Raw genomic sequence first — 18,864 nt, 5'->3', positions numbered from 1 at the left:
CTTGCGCCGGCCCGATGGGGATTGGTGCTATTGATTACGCAATTAATGGGCCAGTGAAACCTAAGTTAGTGGTGGTTACTGATATTGATGCTGCACGTTTAGAGCGTGCTGAAACCTTAATTCCCATTTCACAAGCAAGAGCGCAAGGCATTGAATTACATTATGTGAATACGGCGAAATGTGATGATCCTGTCTCTCATCTTAAAGCTCTTAACCAAGGTAACGGATATGATGATGTGATGGTTTATGCGGCAGTTGCACAAGTATTAGAACAAGCAGACGAATTATTGGGTAATGATGGTTGCTTAAACTTTTTTGCAGGGCCTACGGATAAAAAATTTAAAGTCCCGTTTAATTTTTATAATGTGCATTACGAATCAACACATATTGTTGGCACATCTGGCGGCTCTACCGGAGATATGTTGGAATCTCTTGAATTGTCTGCACAAGGAAAAATTAACCCATCCTTTATGATTACCCATATCGGTGGGCTACAAGCAGCACCACATACTATTTTACATCAATTGGATATTCCCGGAGGGAAAAAGCTAATTTATCCACACATTGATCTCCCCTTGACCGCCATTGATGATTTTTTATCACTCGCGGAGCAAGATCCATTCTTTATTGAGTTAGATGCTATTTTGAAAGCAAACCACTATGTGTGGAATGCATCAGCAGAGAAAGCGTTATTAGAATTTTATGATGTGAATTTAACGATTTAATGATCATTATTTTATGTGGTAGCCTTTGGGTTACCACATCATAAAGAGGTGATAAAGCGTTGTCCCGTGTAGATGCATTACTGGAGAAGTTAGATGAGTGTGAAAGTGCCACTGCATTTCTTCAGATTTCTAACAAAATCATCAACCTCAAGCTAAAAACGTTACTGCCGAATATCTTTGTTCAAGACGATTTAGTGAAAGAGTATGCAGTGGAACCTTTATTAAAAAAAGATGGGCCACTGGAAACCACCGATGTTATCTCTAAATTGATGTTTGCTATGGGTAAAATATCATTGCAAACCTATGCTGACATTGGTTTGTATGAACAAATGTTAGAGTATGGACTTTCTCAACCCGAAAAGATTAAATTTTCCGATAACATTATTTATGACTTTATTAAGAATCAAGCAGTGCTCTCTTCACAACAAGATAGCGTCTATCTTGACTCGATCAATCAGTTAAAGTTCTCTTCATTTGAGTCCTTTTCACAGATGAGATATGAATCTCTGATTAAAACCGTATTGAAATTATCGTGTGAAATGTTGATCGAGAAAATCGAAGAGGAAATTAATCAGTAAGGCCTTAACATGAAAGTAAACTTAAATGTCAGTGGTTTTGAAATACAAGCGACTTTCCCTCGTGTGGATGTCAAGAGAGTTCATCAGCCTCTGATCGAAAAATTTACCCGTCTTTATTATGAGAAAAAAGAAAGGATCGTTATTTTCCTATGTGCTCCTCCTGGTAGCGGTAAATCTACCTTAGCGGCATTTTGGGAACACCTTTCACAGAGCAATGAATATGTCGAACCGCTGCAAGTACTGCCACTAGATGGTTTTCACTATCCGAATGATATTCTGGATAATAATATGATTGAACGCAATGGCGAAAAAATATTATTACGGACAATTAAAGGTTCTTACGAAACATTTAATTTAACCGAGCTGATCAGCAAGCTGAAACAGTTAAAAATTAAAGATCCTAAGTGGCCTTATTACGATCGAAATCTGCATGATCCAGTTGATGACGCTATTACCGTGAATCGTAATGTAGTGGTGGTAGAAGGTAACTGGCTATTATTAAATGAACCTGTTTGGAATGAACTCTACCGTTTGGCCGATTTCACCGTCTTTATTGATACAAAAGCAGAATATCTTCAAGAGCGATTGGTTAATCGAAAAGTTCGCGGAGGTTTATCTCTCGAAGAGGCAATAACGTTTTATCGTCATTCAGATGCAATCAATATTGATAAAGTACTTAATCATTCGATTGCTGCTGATTTGACTTTATTTTTAAATAAAAAGGGTTCATTCGAAATCGACTAAATAGCCTTATGACTTTAGGGGATAAAATATGAATATCGTTATTGATAGCCACACCCATACGATTGCGAGTGGGCATGCTTACAGCACCATTTTAGAAAATGCGTTAACTGCTAAGAATAAGGGGCTAAAACTTCTTTGTACCACGGATCATGCTCCTAAAATGCCGGGAGCCCCCCACTACTGGCATTTTAATAATCAAAGAATTTTGCCCCGCTTTCTTTACGATGTGGGTATTTTACGAGGTGTCGAGGCCAATATTTTAAATGTTGCCGGTGAGATTGATTTACCTTTTTCATCAGACCAACATCTCGATTGGGTCATTGCTAGTTTCCATGAGCCGGTCTTTGAACCCGCAAATGAAGCGCTGCATACAGAGGCTTTAATCAATATCATTAAGAGTGGACGAGTCGATGTTCTGGGACATTTAGGTAATCCTAACTATCCATTCGATATGGAACGTGTACTGCACTGTGCTAAAAATTACCATGTGGCTATTGAAGTCAATAATACCTCGTTGACAGGGAAAAGCCGAAAAGGTAGCGATCAACGATGTGACCAGATTGTTAAGCTCGGTCAGGCTATCGGCGTATTTTTTAGTACAGGATCGGATGCTCATTTTTGTGAAGAGATTGCCCGTTTAGATTTAGTCAAACCACTACTTGATAAATACCATGTTAACGAAGAGCAAGTTATTACCACTTCAACAGCTCGGTTTCTAAACTTTTTACTGTTGCGTGGAAAACCAAAAATTAACGAGTTTGAACATTTATATTGAAGGTTTACCTAAGCGAATTATTATCGACAGCGGCAGCCAGTCAATTCCCCAATTATATGCTCATTGGGTTGCTGCCTATCTGTTGATCCAAATCGTTTGAGTATAGAATTAGCTATTAACATTGTTTATGAATGTGGCGTATACTCTGCTAAAAAATCACAACGAAAATCGGCATATTGACTGGGAATAAATGGATTATTTAAGTAAATGACTTTCCATATGTTTGTTTGTAGTTGTTGCATAGTCGTCGAATAGTGTTGATTAAATATTTGATCAAATTTTTCACTTTTTCTTAGCGAATTCCAGCGATTATTTATATTTTTCATATCTTTATCCATACTCGGTGATAGATAAAAAATTAGAGGTAATGGATAGTAAAGGAGTACATCTTTTAAAATTATTAGTTTCGGTTTTATTTCTGGATATTGATCAATGACAGATTGGGCTTCTGTAATGCCTAAAGAGATATAATCACACTGATGATCTAACAATAAATTTAATATTGTTCTGAGATCACCATATTCTAATACTGGTAAATGATTACGCCGGAATATCTCTGCATCAGCCCATGTAGCAGGAAAACCAGCCGTTTTTTTTTCCAACATCTTTCTATTCACTGGATGAAATGAAGGAATATCATCTTTTCTTACGATTAAAACACGGCAGCCCAGCGTTCCTTTACAAATCGGGGGATCAATCGATAAAAAAGAGTGGTTTATAAACTTTTGATTACCAGCTACCGTGACTATCATATGAGTACCATTGTTAAAAATATTGGCTTCATCATCAGGGTTTGGATAATCACGAGTATCATTTATGATCATTTTTGGTGAAAACAATTGATGCATGAGAGCCAGTTCATAATGCTGGCGTACGGTGGTTTTATTGCCATTCCAAAATTTAATCATACACTTATCAGCCTCCATCTTTCGATTACTATTGGTAGTTTAATTTATTACTCCTCTTTAAGAAAGCGCTTTCTTAATTGTGGCAATAAATTAGATTGTCCGAGACAAAATTCTCACCTTGTTTTTTATAATTAAATCATGGATATGAAAATAATAAACTAAAGTATAATTTTAACTTATTGAAAAATATGGTTATTTTTTGTTTTGGTCATATTGGTAATAAAGATTATTCACTATTATGTGATCAAGGATTAGTTTTTCGACTCATGGAGTTGAACATTCGCCACAAATTCTTCAGAATCATAAAAAGAAAGCGCTTTCTTTATGGCAAATTAAAAAGGACAACGTGATGCAAAAGAAAACCTTACTCATTTCCATGCTAGCAAGCATGATAGGAATGAACGCTTATGCTGCTGAAGCCGTTCAGAAAGGAGGCACATTAACCGTGCCGATTATCAATACCGGCTTTGTGGACAATTTTAATCCTTATACCACCAAAGACTTACTTCATGGTGTTATGTTTGAACCACTACTTGTATTTAACAATATGACAGGGAAAACGGATTTTCGTTTAGCAGAAACATATCACTACTCAGAAGATCTAACGACACTCACTTTGACATTAAAGAAAGATCTTAAGTGGTCAGATGGTACAGCAATTACGGCTGATGATGTTGTATATAGCTTTATGGTGACAAAAGAAGCGCCAGCATTTGACCAAAAAGGGATTTGGTCAGGAGGAAATTTACAATCTATCTCAGCCGTTGATGATATCACTGTCGTTTTTCAACTAAGCTCTGCTGACTCTACTTTTGTATGGAACCTTGAACGTTATCATATCGTCCCTAAACATATTTGGTCGAAAGTTTCTGATATAACAACCTTTACCAACCCAAATCCTGTTGGTAGTGGTCCCATGACAACGGTGAAGTATGTGCGGCCTCAGCAGATGGAGCTATGTCGTAATCCTAATTATTATTTGGAAGGACGTCCATATTTAGACTGTATCAATTTCCGTTCATACAATGATAACTCTCAGATTCAACCAGCATTAATCCGTGGAGAGATCGATTGGGGATCGAATTTTATTGCAGATGTTGAGTCCACGTTTGTTGAACAAGATAAAGAAAATAATCATTTTTGGTATCCTGCGAACGATGCGATTCATTTATATATTAATACGAAAAAACCACCATTTGATGATTTACGAGTAAGGCAGGCATTGTCGATGTCTTTAGACCGACAAGCCATTGTTGATATTGCTGCTTATGGTTATCCGACACCTAACTATAATGTAGGAGGTATTGCGGAGTTATACCAAACACATATTGATCCTAAGATCGCACAAAATTATGGGTATATTACAGAATATAACATGAAGCAAGCTAATAAATTGCTTGATGAAGCGGGCATTATTGATAGTAATGGTGATGGCTTTAGAAATAATAAAGATGGTTCAACCGTTGAATTTGACATTGAAGTTGTTAATGGTTGGACAGATTGGATTCAAGTTGTTCAAATGGTTAGTGAGTATTTTGCTGAAGTTGGAGTAAAAGCTAAAGTTAAAACGGTTGATTGGGCTGTATATGATGCTAATTTAAAAGAAGGCAACTATACCATGTCTATTAACTGGTCCATGGTTGCGACCAATCCTATTTTAGCTTATCAAGAGTACTTCCATACTTCTCGTATCGGTAAAACCTGGCATGCAGGGCATGGTGTTCATTCGTCTAAAATTGATAATCTCATTGATAGTTTTGGTAAAACAGCTGATTTAAATAAACAAGAAAATATTTTATCAGAGTTACAAACATATACTGCTGAAAATTTACCTTTTATCCCACTTTTTTCGAATCCTACTTGGTTTCAATATAGTACTAAGAAATTCGTTGGATGGCCAAATGAGAAAAATCCTTATGTTCAACCAGTATGGTATGACGGTGGTAAACGGGTGATTATTTTAAATAATTTACATTTAAAATAGTTCTATATTTATGGGGCTAAATATTTATAGCCCCAAATTTTTAAAGGTGTACTATGTCGTTTCTACTACGCAGGTTTAGTTTTTACTTTACTGCCTTTTTAATTGCAATCTCATTCAATTTTATGTTGCCAAGATTGATGCCTGGTGATCCGGTTGATGCTTTATTCGCTGCAGCTCAAGGCCGAATGGATCCAGCACAGATGGATGCGGTTAGAGAAATGTATGGCTTCGTAGATGGTAATATTTTTGAGCAGTATATCGCTTATATGAAAAGTGTTTTTACTCTGGATCTTGGCCCTTCTGTTCTCATGTTTCCCGTTAGTGTTTCAGAGGTTATTACAATGGCATTGCCTTGGACTATGTTTCTAGCTTTGGGATCATTAATTGTTGCTTTGATTATTGGTGTGAGTATTGGTACTTACGCCTCTTATCGGAGAGAAGGGGTATTTGGTCAAATTGTGCCACCCATTTTAGCATTTATTAGTAATTTCCCATATGTAGTAACCGCATTGTTATTATTCTACTTTTTTGCCTTAAAATTAGAATGGTTTCCCCTTGCTTATACTTATGATTCATCATTGCAACCTGCTTGGACATTTGAATTTATATTAAGCGTTGTAAAACATGCCGTTTTACCGGTTGGTTCCATGGTTATTGTGGGTATTGCAACATGGGTATTTAATATGCGCAATGCAATGATTAATGTATTAGGTGAAGATTACGTCACAATGGCAGAAGCGAAAGGATTAAGTAGTTATAGGGTAATGTCACGTTATGCTGGGCGAAATGCAATATTGCCAGTTGCAACTGCGATTGCAATGGCGATTGGTTTTTCATTTGCTGGTTCAATAATGACAGAAGTTGTTTTCAACTATCAAGGCTTAGGGAATATATTGTTAAAAGGTATTGTTGCTCGTGACTATCCGCTAATTCAAGCCATATTACTTATTTTAGTTACTGCTGTGCTTACAGCCAATTTCATCGCTGATTTATTATACGTTTGGCTTGACCCTCGTATTTCTAATTAAAGGGTAAAATTATTATGAATATTGAAAATTCTACCAAGTCAATAGATTGCTCTAGTGATGCACCAATATCTTTTTCTAAAAGAATAAAAAACATTGCCAATAAAGCATATGCATTTTTTTATGGTAACCCTCCTGCAATTATCGGTGGATTGTTGTTATCGATTATTTTATGTGGTGCAATGTTTGCCCCTGTACTTGCGTCTCATGATCCAGAAAGGCGTGTCGCTCGTCCTCATGTTTCGCCTAATGTTGAACACGTGCTCGGAACGACAAGAAGTGGAAGAGATGTTTATAGCCAAGTGCTTTATGGTGCTAGAAAATCACTTTCTGTTGCGATAAGTGCAGGGATTATTGCCATGAGTTTAGCGGTAATAGTTGGTGTTTCTGCTGGTTATTTTGGAGGGAAAATTGATGAACGGTTAAATTTTATCACTAATGTTTTCCTAGTATTTCCTCAGCTTCCCTTATTAATCGTTTTAGCTGCATTTTTAGGGCAGGTTGGCTCGCTTGTCATTACTGTTTTGCTCGGTTTAACCTCGTGGCCATGGGGAGCGAGGGTAATTAGATCGCAAACAATGGCTATTCGTCATAAAGAATTTATTATTTCAGCTGAAGTGATGGGAGAATCTAAAATTAGAATTATTTTAGTTGAAATACTTCCTAATTTAGTTTCAATCGTTTTTGGTGGCTTTCTTGGAACAGTGATTTATGCCATGGGGGCTGAAGCTGGTTTGGGTATTCTTGGGTTAGGTGATCCTACTGAAGTGAGCTGGGGATCGATGCTTTATTGGGCACAAACTTCCTCTTCCTTATACACCGGTGCTTGGTGGGAAATGTTGGTTCCAGCTATTGCATTAGCTTTAACGGGCGGAGCTTTAGCCTTGATCAATATGTCTATTGATCAGGTTAGTAATCCTAAATTACGTACAGGGCCTCATATTAAATTGTGGCATAAATTGAAAAAAGAAGCAGATAAACGCCGAGGTTTATTATGAATAAGTTATTAGAAATTAATAACCTATGTGTTGATTACGTATCACCAAATGGGGTAGCTCGCGCAGTTAATCATGTTAGTTTATCTATTGCCCCAGGTGAAACATTGGGGCTTGCTGGTGAGTCTGGATGTGGTAAAAGCACCTTAGCCTTTGCTATTTCTCGACTGCACAAGGTACCCGCTTTGATCTCAGAAGGTGAGATCCTTTATAAGGGTAGCGATGTTCTTAAGATGAACGATAGACTGCTACGAGATTTTCGTTGGAATGAGGTGTCGGTTGTATTTCAAAGTGCGATGAATTCATTAAACCCGGTCATTACCATTGGTGAGCAGTTAACGGATGTGATACTTGCGCACAAAAAAGTCTCTTACAAACAAGCGTATGAACGAGCGGTTGAACTATTAAATATCGTCGGAATCCATGCCGATCGCATGAAAAGTTTTCCACATCAGTTAAGTGGGGGGATGCGTCAGCGAGTCGTCATTGCTATTGCTTTGGTATTGAAACCTAAACTAATTATTATGGACGAGCCAACAACTGCACTTGATGTTGTTGTCGAACGAGAAATTTTAAATGAATTGTATGAATTAAAACAAAAATTCGGTTTTTCTATTTTATTCATCAGCCATGACTTAAGTCTTATGGGAGAAATTGCAGACCGTATCGGGGTGATGTATGCAGGTAATTTGATTGAACTTGGCCAAGCGAGTGAGGTTTTTGGTAATCCTCAACATCCTTATACTAAAGGCTTAATCTCCTCTTTTCCTACAATTCATGGCCCCAAAGAGAGGCTGTATGGAATACCTGGTAACCCTGTTAATTTATTGAACCTACCAAATGGGTGTAATTTTCAAGAACGTTGCACAGTCTGTGTAGAAGAATGTCAGCAGCAAGCACCTCAGTTAATATCCGTTGAAAATGGTAATTTAGTATCTTGTCACCTTATTCGATAAGAGGAATATATGGAAAGTATTAAAAAAAATGAAGTGATTTTGTCCATTAATCATCTTGTCAAAGATTTTCCATTGGGACAGTCTGTCAAAGATAATGTGATGAGAGCGGTCAATGATGTTTCTTTTGAATTAAGAAAAGGCGAGGCTCTGGCTATTGTTGGAGAATCGGGTTCAGGCAAGAGCACAGGAGCTCGTATATTAACTCGAATTTATCAAGAAACAGCGGGTGAAATTATTTTTAAAGGAGAACCACTAGCGGAGTATATTAAGGAAAACGGTGAGTTGGAATATGCACGACAAGTACAGATGATTTTTCAAGACCCATTTGGTTCACTTAATCCAGTGCATAGTATTTACCATCATATTGCACGCCCTTTATTAATTCATAAGCGTGCTGATAAAGCTCATATTCCTAAATTAGTGTTCGAGTTACTGGAAATGGTGGGGTTATCTCCGGCAAAAGAAACCGCCGAAAAATATCCGCATGAGCTTAGTGGAGGCCAACGTCAACGTGTGGCGATTGCCCGTGCTATCGCGGTAGATCCCGAAGTTATCTTGGCAGATGAGCCTATTTCCATGCTTGATGTATCAGTACGTCTAGGCATATTAAATTTAATGTCAGATCTAAAAGATAAGCATGGCATTTCATTTATGTATATAACCCATGATATTGCTACAGCGCGTTATTTTGCGGAAAAAACAGCGGTCATGTATGTTGGGCATATGGTGGAATGGGGCGATAGTGATAGCGTAACCCAAAATCCTGAACATCCTTATTCACAATTACTGCTATCTGCAGTTCCAGAAGTTGGTCGAGCTGGCAAAAGAGAACTGTTAGCTAAAAAAGGAGATATCCCATTATGGAAACCGAGCAGTGTTGGCTGTCCTTTTGCTCCACGATGCTTAAAAGCTACTGAGCAGTGTCGTCTGAGCTTTCCTGAAGCTCGAAAAGTCGGGACAAATCACTTTGCACGTTGCCACCATATTAATCGTTAGTCGTTTAAAAAAGCGTAAAAGAAAGCGCTTTCATTATATTGAGATAACATGATGAATGTAAAAAAAAATATGAATAGTTCTGTTGAAGGCCATTTTGTCGATTTACATGGTGAACGTTATTATAAAATTAGCCATGTTGATAAAATAGATCCGTTTTTTATCAGTATTGTTTCTTCAAGCAACCATTGGTTTTTTATTTCTTCGACTGGTAGTTTATCTGCTGGACGTATTCGTCCTGAAAATGCACTTTTTCCATATAAGTCCGTTGACCATATTCATGAGAGTGCGGAAAATACAGGCTCAAAAACAATTATTCGAGTTAAAAATCAACAAGAGTGGTCACTTTGGGAACCATTTAATCGTTTTCATGATGGTTTATATCAAGTTGAGCGTCACCTTTATAAAAATAACCTTGGTGATAAAATTGTTTTTGAAGAGCTTAACCATACATTAAAATTAAAATTTCAATATTCTTGGACAACGTGTGAAAAATATGGATTTATTCGACGTGCTGAAATTACCGATTTATCTGGTAAGCCTCGTACACTAGATATATTGGACGGCTTACAAAATATACTTCCATCTGGAGCACCACTTGCGGCTTTACAAACTCGTAGTGCATTAGTCGATGCTTATAAGTGGAATGAACAAGTAGTCGATACTTCTTTAGCACTTTATACCATGTATGCAAAATTAAGTGATCGTGCTGAGCCTGCAGAGTCATTACTTGCGACTACGGTATTTTCTCTGGATGATGAGCTTGAACAAATTTTATTAAGCAGTGAGCAAATAAGTGTATTTCGTTGTGGTGAAAGGCTTGTCAATCAACCTATCTCGCGAGGTGTTCGAGGAAGTTATTTAATTAATAAAACAGTGAAGTTGTTGGAAAATCAAAGTAAAAATTGGTTAATTGTTGCGGATATTGATAAAAATCATTGCGATGTTCGAGAATTGGAACAAGAGCTAGCAACACCCGCGAAACTAGCACAAAAAATCGAAACCAACATTATGGAAAATCAGCAAGAGTTGATTTTTTTAATGTCTGGGGGAGATGCTTGGCAAGTAACTGAACAGGAAGCAACGTATGTTCATCATTACGCTAATGTATTGTTTAATAGTATGCGTGGTGGTGTGATTGAAAATAATTATCAGCTTGATAAAAAAGACGTTTTTAAAACCATGATGCAGACAAATCGGTCTGTGGTTACACGTCAGCGCCTCTTTTTTGATGAATTACCGGATGGTTTTACCCATGCTGAGTTGGTCAAATTAGCAAAGCAAACTGGTGATACTCAATTAGTACGCTTAAGCTACGAGTACCTTCCTCTAACGTTTGGCCGTCGCCATGGTGACCCAAGTCGACCTTGGAATCATTATGAGATTAAACTTAAAGATGATAATGGTGAACGGTTACTTTCTTACCAAGGTAATTGGCGAGATATTTTTCAAAACTGGGAAGCGTTAGCATTGAGTTATCCTGGATTTATTTCCTCTTTCATGGCTAAATTTGTTAACGCCTCGACGATGGATGGCTATAATCCTTATCGCATTACTAAAGATGGAATCGATTGGGAGTTACTGGAAGCGGATGACCCATGGAGTAATATTGGTTATTGGGGCGACCACCAAATTATTTATCTACTGAAATTTCTTGAGCTTTCTAAAAAATATCAACCAGAAGAACTCAAAGAATTATTAACCTCAGATTTATTTAGCTATGCAAATGTACCTTATGAACTGTGTAGTGTTGATGGTTTGTTTGCCAATCCAAAAGATACAGTGACCTTTAACTATGAATTACAAAAGCGTATTGAAGAAAAAATTGCTCAGATAGGCAGTGATGGACGTTTAGTGCTTACTGGATCAGGGCAGGTCTATATGGTCAATCTTTGTGAAAAAATTCTTGTTCCTTTACTTTCTAAACTTAGCAACTTAGTGTTAGATGGAGGTATTTGGCTTAATACTCAGCGTCCAGAATGGAACGATGCTAATAACGCAATAGTGGGTAATGGTCTTTCGATGGTGACGTTGTACTATATGCGTCGTTATGTTGTTTTTATGCAAGGGATGGTGAATGTTCTACCTTCTTCTATCTCAATCTCAAAAGAGGTGTTTGATTGGATGCTCTCAATCACCCGAATTTTACAGGACGCGAACAAAGAAATTCGTCAGGGCACAGTAAACCGTCAAACACGTAAAGCGATTCTAACCTTATTGGAAAAATCCGCAGATGAGTTTAGACAACGTGTCTACCGTATGAATAGCTTCTCAGGCAAAACGAAAGCGGAAAAAAGTACAATTGAAAAATTACTAGAAGTGAGTCTTGTTGTACTCGATTCCAGTATTAAAAGTAATCTACGTGAAGATGGTTTATATAATGCATATAACATTCTGACTTATTCTGGTGAAAGTCTTAGCATAGAAAATCTTTACCCAATGTTAGAAGGTCAAGTGGCAGTATTGAGTGCCGGATTTTTAACGCCAAAGCAAGCTGTAGAATTATTGAATAACCTATTTAATAGCGATATGTATCGTGAAGATCAGCAAAGTTTTATGCTTTATCCAGATCGCGAATTAATCAATTTTGTCGAACGTAATCGCATCGAGTCAGATCAAATTAAAGCGAGTCCTGTTATAGTTGCGATGTTGGCAAATAATGATCATCGTATCGTATTGCGTGACTTACAAGGTGATGGGCATTTTCATGCAAAATTTGAGAATGTGAATTCTCTTCGCAAAGCTATAAATCAAGTACAAGCTGATTATCCAGAGCTTCCAAAAGAACAGTGGGATGAATTAGAAACACTTTATGAACAAGTGTTTAATCACCGAACCTTTACGGGTCGCTCGGGAACGATGTTTGGATACGAAGGGTTAGGATGTATCTATTGGCATATGGTATCTAAATTGTTATTAGCTGTTCAGGAGAACTATCAGTATTCATTTAATCAAGATCCAGATAGCATAGAAACCAAGTTATTAGCTCAATATTATTATCGTGTTCGTCATGGTATCGGATTTAATAAAACACCACAAAATTATGGTGCATTTCCGACGGATCCTTATTCTCATACACCTAAGCATGCAGGTGCACAACAGCCTGGTATGACAGGACAAGTCAAAGAAGAAATATTAACGCGATTTGGTGAGCTAGGGTTACAGGTTAAGTCGCAAGGATTAAAAATTATTCCATCGCTACTAAAACGTGATGAATTTTTGTCAGAATCAGCAACATTTAATTTTTTAAATGTTAATAAAGTTCATGTCAGTTATGTATTAAAAGCGAACCAATTGGCCTTTACTTATTGTCAAGTTCCCTTTATTTATGAAGTTTCTAGTGCAGAACATGCAAAAATTTTTGTGCATATGATGGATGGGAAAATAGAGAATTATCAAGGTACACAGCTGCCAAAATCGAGGAGTCAAAGTCTCTTTGAGCGTCGTGGTGAAATAGAAAAAATCATTGTTTATCTACCTGAAAAATTGTTATATAAAGACGTTGAATAACGAAAATAAATAGGCCTCACCATGTGGGGCCTACTTTTGAATAATATTAAACATAACACCATGATACACAGATAATGGGCTGAGATTAAATTTATCTCATTTTTACCGAATCTCGAATTACTAATTCTGGAGTTAGTTTGTGTTTAAGAGGGTACGCTTGTTGTTTAACTAAAGCTAAAACACCTTTTGCCGCTTCAATACCCATTTCTTGTACTGGAAAGTTAATGGTTGTTAAACGAGGTCTTATATGTTGACTGTGTGTATCGTTATCAAACCCCACAACAGAAATATCTTGACCAATGATTAATCCTCGTTCAGCAGCAACATCATATACAGCCAGTGCAATGTTATCATTTTGGCAAAAAATGGCACTAATGGTAGGATCTCGGTCTAATAAACGCCGAGCAACATCGTGATTGCCTTGGTGGTCAAATCGACCTTCAACAAATAAAGCTGCATTATAATCAATACCATATTCTGCTAGGGCATTTCGATAACCTTGTAATCTATCTCTACTATCTCCTTTACTTAGTTGACCTGAGATACAGGCAACTTTAGTATGACCATTTTCAAGTAAATGCTTTGTTGCTAAATAACCACCTAATTCATTATCAATATAGATACAATGATCAGCTATTTCCGGTATATAACGATTGAGTATAATCGTTGTATTTTGTTGTTTAACCACATCAATTAATTCATCATCAGAGAGCTTATCTGAATGTATAATCAAGCCATCAACTTGCTTTGAACGTAAAAAATAAATCGAATCGAGTTCTTTACTATAAGACTCTTGCCCACTAGTAACGATCAAATGAATGTTATTTTTTCTAACTGTATCTTCTGCATGGTGCATAAGTGGGCCATAAAATGGGCCATCGAGTGATCCCACCAACATCCCAATACTATTGGATCGACTGGATGCGAGAGCCTGTGCAAAGGCGTTAGGTTTGTAACCCAGTTTTTCAATCGCCTCGAAAACTTTTTTACGATTGGCCTCTTTTACCGTTGGGTGGCCGTTAAGGGCACGTGATACGGTAGATTGAGAAACCTTCGCTAGCTCAGAAACTTCTTTAATGGTGATCAATGGAACTCCCCTTATATAGTACCTTTTGAGTTCAGGGCGACAGTGTAACCCTGTGATCTCTAAGTGCATAGTGCTTATGCGGTCGAGATAGAAAATATTGGAACTGAACAAGGTTCAGCACTGGTTCACTAAGCCAATTATAAGTAAACCAATTATAAGTAAACGTAGCAGAACTGATTATAATGTGATCTATACATAAAGAAAGCGCTTGCTTTTTGGTGATGCTCACGTTTTTCATCCTTATTTATTTCTAGAATGGTTTTATCGACGGAAGACATTGCAAAATATGGGATTTTCAATTTTATTGCTGTCGTTTAGCGAAAGCGATCTGTCTTCTCAGTTTGTTTTCTCGCTCTTTTTATGAAACAAAAAGAAAGCGATTTCTTTTTGTTTTATTCCAATCTATAACGTAAGGACACTAAGAATGAATCTGATGAAAAACATCATGAAGTCCGTGTTACTGCTCTTCTTCCAAGCGTTTGATGAGCCATGGAAAGGCGCAGCCTATCGTTTGAGCTCAAAGGCATCCCCGACTTTAGCGACGTGACTTCGCTGATCTACTTCAGTGGCACTGCCGACATTGATGGCGGTGTGGTGGAAGTGCGCAATGTGGTCTTCAACAAATAATCGTTTATCCGCGGAGAAGGGCTATGCGAGTGGCATAGCCTGTTTGCCGTTAAGCGGATTCAACACCGACAATGCAGTCACGGGGCATCCCGTGCGGAGGAATCATGACATCGAACAATCGTAATCCAATTAACCCGCTTGCTTTGGCCGTTTCTCTTGGCCTTTTGGTGGGTTGTAGCCAAACAGGCCCAAATGACAGCGCTTCCGGAACAGACTTCGTTCAAACCAAAAAGCCAGTGATGCTGCAGGATCAACCCACACCACCGAGCGACCAGTGGCAACTGGTGTGGGCCGATGAGTTTGACGGCTGTAAAATCAACAGCCGTAACTGGAGTTTAGAAGAGAACTGTTGGGGCGGCGGTAACAACGAGCAGCAGTGTTATACCAAGCGCAGTCGCAATGCTTTTGTTCAAGATGGCTACTTGCACATTGTGGCGCACAAAGAGAGTTTCACTGGCCCGGATGGTGCTGAGGGTAAAACGGGGGCGAATAAAACCCTGCCATTTACTTCGGCACGTCTGCGCTCCAAAGACAAGCGTGACCACAAATATGGCCGCTTTGAAATCCGCGCCAAACTGCCATCTGGGCAGGGAGTGTGGCCAGCAATTTGGATGCTGCCGACCGATAACAAATATGGCACTTGGGCGGCGTCTGGTGAAATCGACATTATGGAAGCGGTTAACTTAAAAGCACAATCCGATGCGCCAGGAGCACAAGCGGGCGATGGTGAAAACCGCATTTACGGCAGCCTGCACTATGGTAAAGCATGGCCAGATAACGTCTACAGTGGTCAAGGTGCTTCGCTGCCCAACAACATCAATCCAGCGGATGACTTCCACACCTATGCGATTGAGTGGGAAGAAGGGGAAGTTCGTTGGTATGTCGACAACATTCACTATGCGACACAAACGAAAGATGAGTGGTACAGTCAATACAAAGTCGATGGTGCTCTGGTCAACGCCAAAGGGGCAGCACCGTTTGATGAACGTTTCCATTTGCTGCTCAATCTTGCCGTGGGCGGCTCTTGGTCTGCCAATGCTAATGAGAAAGGCGTGGACAAATCGGACTTCCCGAAAACTATGCTAATAGATTACGTGAAAGTGTATCGCTGCTCGGCAGATCGCTGGAAAGGTAAAGGCTGTGCGACCATCGGTGAGCAAGCGGTGAAGGTCAAAGGGCAGCAAGCCCCAGCGATTTTGGCGCAAGATGATCGCTACGCTGAGGGGCCAAACTTAGATATTTTCTCCGATAGCCTCAACAGTAACTTGGCGTACGGCAGTTACGATCCAATGGACATCGTGTCGCACCAAGAAATGGCCGATGGCGAACACGGTCAAGTGTTGAAGATCACCAAGCAAAACGGTGCGGGCAATCTCTATTTCCGTTCACCCACCACCGACGTGAGCCATTGGTTGGAGAGCGGTGAGTTGATTTTTGATATCAAGGTGGAGTCGATGACCGACGGCAGTGAGTTGATGGTTAAAATAGACAGTGGCTGGCCAAAAACCAGTGATATGACGGTGGAATTGCCAGCAATCGGTCAATGGGGCGAAGTGCGCATCAAACTGGTGGATTTACTCGCTCAGTCAAACCGGTTTGTGGCTGGCAATCAAGCAGATCCAACCATGATCAATAACTTATTGGTGTTTGAACCTACGGCTGCGATGACTTTCAGTTTAGATAACATTCGTTTCGAAAAAAAATGATCTAAATCTGTCGTGTTCAGCTCGTGATGTTTACATCACGAGTTGTTTTTTGCGAATTCAATTAGCGATGCTGTTAACTTCTCTATTATTAATATACCCTTCCTACTTGAAGCTGCAGGGGTGTTGGCTACGTTCGTTCACCCCAATCACATAGCTTGCCTATGCTCATGGAGATTCACTCACTTGCCGCCTACCTACAACTCCAAGTTGTTTGGGTATCGATAAAATATAAAAGTGTGATAAATATTTAAGAAAGCGCTTTCTTAAATGAGAGTGATCACAGTTTTGTATCTGAAGATCATTTTATACTTTCTTTGCGCTGAACATAGTCCTTAAGGCTTTATTTTATTAGTCTTATTGATTAAGTAGATGTGGATTATCCATCTGTGTCTTTTACTAATGTTCAGAGTTCCTATAAATACTAAAGAAAGCGCTTTCTTTATGGCGTTAATGATAGAACATGGAGTTAATATGAAACTTTCTAAGCTAACCCTCGCTTGTTTGGTTGCAACTGCAGGACTGAGCACTATACCTACTGCCTATGCTGAAAAATCAGATGGTTTTGAATTTCACGGTTATTTCCGTGCCGGTGCGCTTTTCAGTAAAAATGATGATTATAAACGAACCAAATTTCCAGCCTCTAAAGAACGATTAGGTCGTTTAGGGATTGAATCTGATAATCATTTTGAACTGGCGTTACAGAAAAATTTTGAAAATGATGATGGGCAAAAAATTCGCATTAAAACTCGTGCTGGAGCTGATAATGCTCAATCTCAAGGTGAAAATCAATTAGGGCTAAATGCAGATGCTGCTAATAGTAGTATTGGTATGGTCGAAACTTTTGTTGAATTTGATGGTGTTACGGAGACGGGTACTCTTTGGGGGGGGACTCGTTTTTATGGCAAAGACAACTATATTTTTATGACTGACTTTTTCTATACCGATATGTCTGGTACTGGTGTGGGAATTGAAGGGATTGAGCTAGGTGGTTATAAGTGGGACTTTGCCTATGTGGTTAGTGATGATGCAGAAGGTGAATTTTGGGCAACTAATGCAAATAATCCGATGCATGCGGTACATGTTGGAGTGGATCTAGGTGGGGTGGAATTACATGCAATGGGGAAATACCTACCAGATAACTTTGTTGATGGTACAGAGTACGCGAGCAATGGTATGGAAATGACTGCTATTGTTCACTCAGATAAGGTATTTGGCCTTTCTGAAAAAGGATTTACTAAATATATTGTGCAAGCAGGTAAGGGGCTTGGCTCTGGCCAACTACTTGGTGGCACATTAACCACGTATAACGCATGGAAACCAGGAAATGGTGCTTTAGAAGGCCCATCAAAAATGAAAAAAGTAGAAAGTGGAGATGTTTCTGCACGAGCATTAGTTTGGGGAGGATACTTCTTTGAAAATGGAATCAGTATCTTCCACTCGATTCAAGGTCAATATAATGATTTAGATAACGGAGGAAAAGATAGTTGGGCATCAGCTATGGTTCGTCCTTCTTTCCCTATTTCGCAAAACTTCTTTGTTGCCACAGAAGCTGGTTTTCAATATAACAAATGGGAAGATCAATATGGGGTTGGTGATAATGCTACTAACTATAAGCTGACGGTTGCTCCGACGGTGATCGTCCCTACTGGTTTTGGCCCTGCTCCAGAAATTCGCTTCTTAGCGACTTATTTAGATGGTTCTAAACGGGATAATTCCGATCTTATTGTGGGTATTCAAGCAGACATGTGGTGGTAAGCCACCTGTAGGGTAATGGGAGAGATTACCTCGTAGGGAGTGGCACTTTAGGGAACCGCTACTCCCGATTTCGCAACTGGCAAGTCGGGCTACAGGGGGAACTTGTTTTTGTTGCATGAATGCATACCACTGCCATTCATTATGCCGCTGACAGCAGCGGCTTTTTTATTTTTGTTGTGCCATGTATTGACGTGGGCTTTGGCCAAATTTCTGTTTAAAGCATTTGGAAAAATAGTTGCTGTCACTGAAGCCACACTGTTCCGCCACGTGCTGAATCGAAACACCCCTGTCATTACTTAAGAGAGTACGCCCATAGTTGAGCTGCATTTCACGCAAGTACAGATTGGGTGAGGTGTTGAGAAATTGCTTAAATAATCGCTCTAATTGACGCTGACTGACAAACGCCGCTTGAGCAATATCCCCACTGTGAAGGCCACTATCGGTAAAGTGCTGCTCAATAAAAATCAACGCGCGGCTTAGCGCCAGTGTGGTTTTT

The 18,864-nt window shown here is 39.0% G+C and carries 16 protein-coding genes; 13 read left to right on the top strand and 3 right to left on the bottom strand.

The window, feature by feature from the left end:
* From B7C60_RS18555 to B7C60_RS08525, 4 genes are all read left to right on the top strand, one after another.
* On the top strand, window positions 1-725 hold a 725-nt coding region (locus B7C60_RS18555; protein WP_245868997.1), incomplete at its 5' end, for a zinc-binding dehydrogenase.
* A gap of 59 nt (window positions 726-784) precedes the next feature.
* Window positions 785-1,303, top strand: a complete 519-nt coding sequence (locus B7C60_RS08535; protein ID WP_099611280.1) for an MltR family transcriptional regulator — start codon at window positions 785-787, stop codon at window positions 1,301-1,303.
* Window positions 1,304-1,312: 9 nt separating this feature from the next.
* The gene (locus B7C60_RS08530) at window positions 1,313-2,047 is read left to right on the top strand and encodes a nucleoside/nucleotide kinase family protein (RefSeq protein ID WP_099611279.1); all 735 of its coding nucleotides are present in this window, start codon (window positions 1,313-1,315) and stop codon (window positions 2,045-2,047) included.
* A 28-nt stretch (window positions 2,048-2,075) separates the two neighbouring features.
* A complete protein-coding gene (locus B7C60_RS08525) occupies window positions 2,076-2,822 on the top strand; it encodes a phosphatase (protein WP_099611278.1) in 747 nt (248 codons plus the stop codon).
* A gap of 125 nt (window positions 2,823-2,947) precedes the next feature.
* On the opposite strand, the gene B7C60_RS08520 is transcribed toward B7C60_RS08525, so the two are convergent.
* Window positions 2,948-3,730 carry a type 2 periplasmic-binding domain-containing protein gene (locus tag B7C60_RS08520; protein ID WP_157928690.1) on the bottom strand — a complete coding sequence of 261 codons (783 nt, stop codon included), beginning with the start codon at window positions 3,728-3,730 and terminating at the stop codon, window positions 2,948-2,950.
* Between the two features lie 349 nt (window positions 3,731-4,079).
* On the opposite strand from B7C60_RS08520, the gene B7C60_RS08515 reads away from it, so the two are divergent.
* The 6 genes from B7C60_RS08515 to B7C60_RS08490 are packed head-to-tail and all read left to right on the top strand — an operon-like array spanning window position 4,080 to window position 13,193.
* Window positions 4,080-5,714 carry an ABC transporter substrate-binding protein gene (locus tag B7C60_RS08515; RefSeq protein ID WP_099611276.1) on the top strand — a complete coding sequence of 545 codons (1,635 nt, stop codon included), beginning with the start codon at window positions 4,080-4,082 and terminating at the stop codon, window positions 5,712-5,714.
* Window positions 5,715-5,767: 53 nt separating this feature from the next.
* Complete coding sequence (locus B7C60_RS08510; RefSeq protein ID WP_099611275.1) at window positions 5,768-6,742, top strand: ABC transporter permease; 975 nt, start codon at window positions 5,768-5,770, stop codon at window positions 6,740-6,742.
* A 14-nt stretch (window positions 6,743-6,756) separates the two neighbouring features.
* Window positions 6,757-7,737: an ABC transporter permease gene (locus tag B7C60_RS08505; protein WP_099611274.1), complete on the top strand. Its 981-nt coding sequence runs from the start codon at window positions 6,757-6,759 to the stop codon at window positions 7,735-7,737.
* Entirely contained in the window at window positions 7,734-8,690 is a 957-nt protein-coding gene (locus tag B7C60_RS08500) for an ABC transporter ATP-binding protein (RefSeq protein WP_099611273.1), read from the top strand. Before B7C60_RS08505 ends, B7C60_RS08500 begins: the two co-directional genes overlap by 4 nt.
* 9 nt (window positions 8,691-8,699) lie before the next feature.
* Window positions 8,700-9,686 (top strand): ABC transporter ATP-binding protein, encoded by a 987-nt coding sequence (locus tag B7C60_RS08495; RefSeq protein WP_099611272.1) that lies wholly within the window; start codon window positions 8,700-8,702, stop codon window positions 9,684-9,686.
* Between the two features lie 51 nt (window positions 9,687-9,737).
* The gene (locus B7C60_RS08490; protein WP_099611346.1) at window positions 9,738-13,193 is read left to right on the top strand and encodes a hypothetical protein; all 3,456 of its coding nucleotides are present in this window, start codon (window positions 9,738-9,740) and stop codon (window positions 13,191-13,193) included.
* 91 nt (window positions 13,194-13,284) lie between these two features.
* On the opposite strand, the gene B7C60_RS08485 is transcribed toward B7C60_RS08490, so the two are convergent.
* Window positions 13,285-14,280, bottom strand: a complete 996-nt coding sequence (locus B7C60_RS08485; protein WP_099611271.1) for a LacI family DNA-binding transcriptional regulator — start codon at window positions 14,278-14,280, stop codon at window positions 13,285-13,287.
* A gap of 424 nt (window positions 14,281-14,704) precedes the next feature.
* Between B7C60_RS08485 and B7C60_RS19995 the strand changes: the two genes are divergently transcribed.
* The 3 genes from B7C60_RS19995 (at window position 14,705) to B7C60_RS08470 (ending at window position 18,368) form a co-directional block, all read left to right on the top strand.
* Entirely contained in the window at window positions 14,705-14,827 is a 123-nt protein-coding gene (locus B7C60_RS19995; protein ID WP_272870143.1) for a hypothetical protein, read from the top strand.
* Window positions 14,828-15,011: 184 nt separating this feature from the next.
* Window positions 15,012-16,613, top strand: coding sequence for a glycoside hydrolase family 16 protein (locus B7C60_RS08480; RefSeq protein WP_099611270.1), 1,602 nt, complete (start codon window positions 15,012-15,014; stop codon window positions 16,611-16,613).
* A 471-nt stretch (window positions 16,614-17,084) separates the two neighbouring features.
* Entirely contained in the window at window positions 17,085-18,368 is a 1,284-nt protein-coding gene (locus B7C60_RS08470) for a carbohydrate porin (RefSeq protein ID WP_099611268.1), read from the top strand.
* A gap of 165 nt (window positions 18,369-18,533) precedes the next feature.
* Here B7C60_RS08470 and B7C60_RS18550 read toward each other — a convergent pair.
* Window positions 18,534-18,864 (bottom strand): helix-turn-helix domain-containing protein (locus tag B7C60_RS18550; RefSeq protein WP_245868994.1); only part of this gene is annotated, 331 nt, incomplete at its 5' end.

It is taken from the genome of Vibrio fujianensis (genome assembly GCF_002749895.1).
In the GTDB taxonomy this organism is placed as follows: Bacteria; Pseudomonadota; Gammaproteobacteria; order Enterobacterales; family Vibrionaceae; genus Vibrio; species Vibrio fujianensis.
Note: the sequence above shows the minus strand (reverse complement) of the source record. Positions and strands in the feature narration are given on the sequence as shown.